Source organism: Frankia gtarii, assembly GCF_025403375.1.
Classification (GTDB): Bacteria; Actinomycetota; Actinomycetes; order Frankiales; family Frankiaceae; genus Frankia; species Frankia gtarii.
The window spans coordinates 1-2,060 of record NZ_JAMPTM010000496.1 but is presented as its reverse complement, the minus strand read 5'-3'; the positions used below and the strand labels follow the sequence as shown (position 1 = coordinate 2,060).

2 protein-coding genes are annotated in these 2,060 nt (G+C 72.0%); one reads left to right on the top strand and one right to left on the bottom strand.

The genetic code is table 11. The annotated features are described in order from the left end of the window. Positions 1 to 94 precede the first annotated feature (94 nt). Positions 95 to 922, bottom strand: coding sequence for a mycofactocin-coupled SDR family oxidoreductase (locus tag NBZ83_RS31795; protein WP_261569580.1), 828 nt, complete (start codon positions 920 to 922; stop codon positions 95 to 97). Between the two features lie 312 nt (positions 923 to 1,234). Between NBZ83_RS31795 and NBZ83_RS31790 the strand changes: the two genes are divergently transcribed. After that, on the top strand, positions 1,235 to 2,060 hold an 826-nt coding region (locus tag NBZ83_RS31790), incomplete at its 3' end, for a TetR/AcrR family transcriptional regulator (RefSeq protein WP_261576472.1).

The following is a 2,060-nucleotide window of genomic DNA, read 5'->3' as shown; positions in this document are numbered from 1 at the left end:
CGTCATGGGTCCTCCGCAAGTCCTCCGCCTCCACCACGCCGGGGGGCGGTGATCCGATCGGGTGAGCGGGCGGCCGGTCCTGGCCGTCGCCGTGCTAGCGACGGACGTCCATGCCGGCGTCGACCTTGAGCAGGCTGCCGGTGAAGGAGCGCGCGGCGTCGGAGATCAGGAACAGGATGGCCTGGCTGACGTCGCCGGGCTCGATCATGGGGAGGTCGGGCAGCATCGTCTGCATCGCGTTGACGAGGTTGGGGTTGGCCTCGATCACGCCGAACAGCGCCGGGTTCTCGGTGACCATCGGCGTGGCGCAGTTCGTCGGCGCCACCGCGTTGACCCGGATGCGGTGCGGGGCCAGCCAGTTCGCGTACGAGCGGACCAGCGCGATGACGGCGTTCTTGGCCATCCCGTAGGCGTCGGAGCCGCCGCGGCCGTCGGTGAGCGGCAGCAGCGCCGCCATGGAGCTGGTGGCGACGAGGTTGCCGCCCTGGCCGCGCTCGATCAGGTGCCCGATGGCGACCTGGAAGGTGTTCCACACGCCGATCTGCATGATGTCGATGCCCAGGCGCAGCGCGGCGTCGGCGTCACGCTCGTCGCTGTTGCTGAGGATGACCCCGGCGTTGGCCAGGACGGTGTCGATGTGGCCGAAGCGCTCGACCCCGGCGTCGAAGGCGGTCTGCAGCGCGGCCTTGTCGCGCACGTCGGCCTCGGCGGTGAGCATCTGCCCGCCGGCCTTCTCCACCAGCCGGGCGGTCTCGGCCAGGTCCTCGGCGGTGCCCAGCTTGTAGGGCACGGCTTCGAGATCGCGACAGATGTCGATACCGACGATGTTCGCCCCCTGCTCGGCGAACGTCACCGCGTGCGAGCGGCCCTGCCCGCGCGCCGCCCCGGTGATGAACACGACCCGGTCGTCCAGCAAGCCCATGAATGCTCTCTTCTCATCGTGGTCGGCCGCGGACCGGCGGCCCGCACGGGCGCGGTTTGGTCGGGCGGCGTGGATGGTCCGGCGGGCGAGGGCGGCATGCTCCCCGAGCGCTCGCCTTCTGTGAGCCACCACACTAGTAAGACACCTGTCATTATGAAACCCCGGGGTGGGTCCAGATCGCCGGCGCCGTGCCTCGAACGCCTGCCCACCTGGCGGAATACGCTTCCACCTACACTCGTTGCACACGCAACGCGATGCCGGAGTCACCGTCCGGGAACCGCCCGTCGCGACGAGGCCCGAGGGGAGGCCGGCTTGGCGATACCCGATCCGCTTCTCGCGCTCCGCCGGCACCAGGACACCGCCGGCACCGACGCCCCCACCGCCGACGCCCCCACCGCCGACACCCTCATCGCCGGCGGGGGCGCGTGGCTGCCGCGGCGACGGCGTGCGCCGTATCCGGCCAGCCAGGCGATCGGCGCGGAGGGCGCCCGCGCCTGCCAGGAGATCATCTCCGCGGCCCGGCGGCTGTTCACCGAACGCGGCTACCACGGCACCAGCGTCCAGGCGGTGGCCGAGGCCACCGGCCGCTCCGACGCCGCCTTCTACCAGTACTTCCGCGGCAAGCTGGAGGTCTTCCGGATCTTCTTCGAGGAGCTCGGCGTCGACCTGGTCGACCACTTCCAGCGGCTGCCGGTACTCACCGAGGGACCGGCGGGGTTCGCGGTGTTCCGGGCCTGGCTGGGCGAACTCGGCGCCGTGCTGCGCCGGCACTCACCGGTGTTCGCGGAATGGCCGCTGTCCACCGCGGAGGCAACCCTCGCCGGCAACCCGTCCGCCGACAGCCTCGCCGTCGGCACTTCGGCCGTCGACGCTCCGGCCGTCGACGCTCCGGCGATCGACAACCCGTCCGAGGAGTACCTGCAGGTGCTCGCCGCGAGCCTGCCGCCGCGGCTGGCCCGCGCCGACACCGGCGGGGTGGACACCCGGGTGCTGTCCGTCGCCCTGATCTGCATCGTGGAGTGGACGCACATCGTCTCCGACGCCCGCGGCACGATCGCGCGGCGCCCCGACGCGGACGAGGCGCTGCACGACGCCCTGGCCGGCATGATCCACCGCTCGTTCTTCCCCGCTCCCGACC

Coding starts and splice junctions, on each gene's coding strand:
- NBZ83_RS31795 (WP_261569580.1), bottom strand. CDS start 922: ATGGGCTTGCTGGACGACCGGGTCGTGTTCATCACCGGGGCGGCGCGC.